Origin of the sequence: Streptomyces carpinensis (assembly GCF_002154505.1) — a bacterium.
In the GTDB taxonomy this organism is placed as follows: Bacteria; Actinomycetota; Actinomycetes; order Streptomycetales; family Streptomycetaceae; genus Streptomyces; species Streptomyces carpinensis.
Genome location: NZ_MUBM01000709.1, coordinates 1 through 1,880 on the forward strand (window position 1 = coordinate 1; position 1,880 = coordinate 1,880).

Annotated in this window: 1 protein-coding gene; it reads left to right on the top strand. The window is 74.8% G+C overall.

The annotated features are described in order from the left end of the window. Positions 1 to 56: 56 nt before the first annotated feature. The gene (locus BZY54_RS48175; RefSeq protein ID WP_086731555.1) at positions 57 to 1,625 is read left to right on the top strand and encodes an FAD-dependent oxidoreductase; all 1,569 of its coding nucleotides are present in this window, start codon (positions 57 to 59) and stop codon (positions 1,623 to 1,625) included. The last annotated feature ends 255 nt before the right edge of the window (positions 1,626 to 1,880 follow it).

Below are 1,880 nucleotides of genomic sequence, written 5' to 3' on the forward strand. Positions count from 1 at the left end.
GGCCACGGCCGAGCCGGCCCGCGATCGGGCCGGCTCGGGCGGGGTACCCGGCGGCCATGAGCGAACAGCGACACGAGCGGCGGCAGGACCAGCCCGGAGCGAGCCACGAGCGGCTGCGCGTCACCGGTTCGTACTGGGTCGAGACGGCTCCCGGGCCGCCGCCCCGGCCGCCGCTCGCGGAGGACCTCGACGTCGACGTCGTGGTGATCGGCGCGGGCATGGCCGGGCTGAGCACGGCGTACGAGCTGACGCGGGCCGGGCTGGGTGTGGCGGTGCTGGAGGCGCGGCGGGTGGCGGAGGGCGTCACCGGGCACACCACCGCCAAACTGACCGCGCTGCACACGCTGATCTACGACAAACTGCGGCGCACCCGCGACGCGGAGGCGGCGCGGCTGTACGCCCGTTCCCAGTCGGAGGCGATCGAGCACGCCGAGGCGCTGGTCGACGAGCTGGACATCGAGTGCGAGTGGGAGCCGCGCAGCGCGTACACGTACGTCCGTGACCCGGACCGGGTGGCGGAGCTGCGGGCCGAGGCGGAGGCCGCGCGGGAGGCGGGGCTGCCCGCGTCGTTCGTGACGGAGACCGGGCTGCCGTTCCCGGTGGCGGGCGCGGTCCGGGTGGCCGGGCAGGCGCAGTTCCATCCGCGCAGGTATCTGCTGGCCCTGACGGCGGACCTGGTGCGGCGCGGCGGGCGCGTCCACGAGGACACCGTGGTGTGCGGCCTGGCGGAGGGCGAGCCGTGCCGGGTGACGACCGCGACCGGCGCGACGGTGCGGGCCCGGCACGTGGTGGTCGCCACGCACTACCCGATCTTCGACCGGGCGCTGCTGTTCGCCCGGCTCTCCCCGCGCCGGGAACTGGTCGTCGCGGGACCGATCGAGGCCGGCCGGGACCCGGAGGGCATGTACATCACCCCCGAGGAGGGCGTCCGTTCGGTGCGCACCGCGCCGTACGGCGAGGACGGGCAGCGGCTGCTCGTGGTCACCGGGGAGCACTTCACCCCGGGCAGTGCCGACACGGCGGCCCGCTTCGACCGCCTGGCCGGCTGGGCGCGGGAGCACTTCCCGGGCGTGGACCTCGTGCATTCCTGGGCCACGCAGGACATCGACCCCACCGACACGGTGCCGATGGTCGGCCTGATGCACGCGGGCGCCCGCAACACATACGTGGCGACCGGTTTCGGCGGCTGGGGGCTGAGCGGCGGCATGATGGCGGGGCGGCTGCTCACGGCGCTGATCACCGGCCAGGAGTGCGCGTGGCGGGAGCTGTACGACCCGCGCCGGTTGCGGACGGCGGTGCGCCAGGCGCCGACGTTCCTCAAGACCCAGGCGGAGGTCGCCCGGCACTTCGTGGGTGACCGGCTCCGGCCCGCACCGCCGGTGGAGGCGATACCGCCCGGCGGGGGTGCCGTGGTCCGCGCCGGCGTCGACCATTGCGCCGTGCACCGCGACGACGAGGGAAACCTGCACTCGCTCTCCGCCCGCTGCACCCACCTGGGCTGTCTGGTCTCCTTCAACTCCGCCGAGCGGGCGTGGGAGTGTCCGTGCCACGGCTCCCGTTTCGACACCGACGGCCGGGTGCTCCAGGGCCCGGCGACCAAGCCGCTGGAGCGCAGGGAGCTGTGAGCGCGGTGGTGAGCGCGGGCCCGTGCCCGGCACGGGACATCCGGGTGGGTGACCGCACGGCCGTGCCGCCGTTCATATGACTGGAGATCACCCTACGTTCGTCCGGTGATCTCACTTGTACGACGAATCACCGCGGTCTGCGCCCTGAGCACAGTCCTCACCACCCTCCCCGCGTGCGGCACCACGCAGGCCTCCCGCGCCGGGCACTCGTCCCCGTCCGAGTCCGCCGCCGAGCCTTCCCCCGCCGGGCCCTCC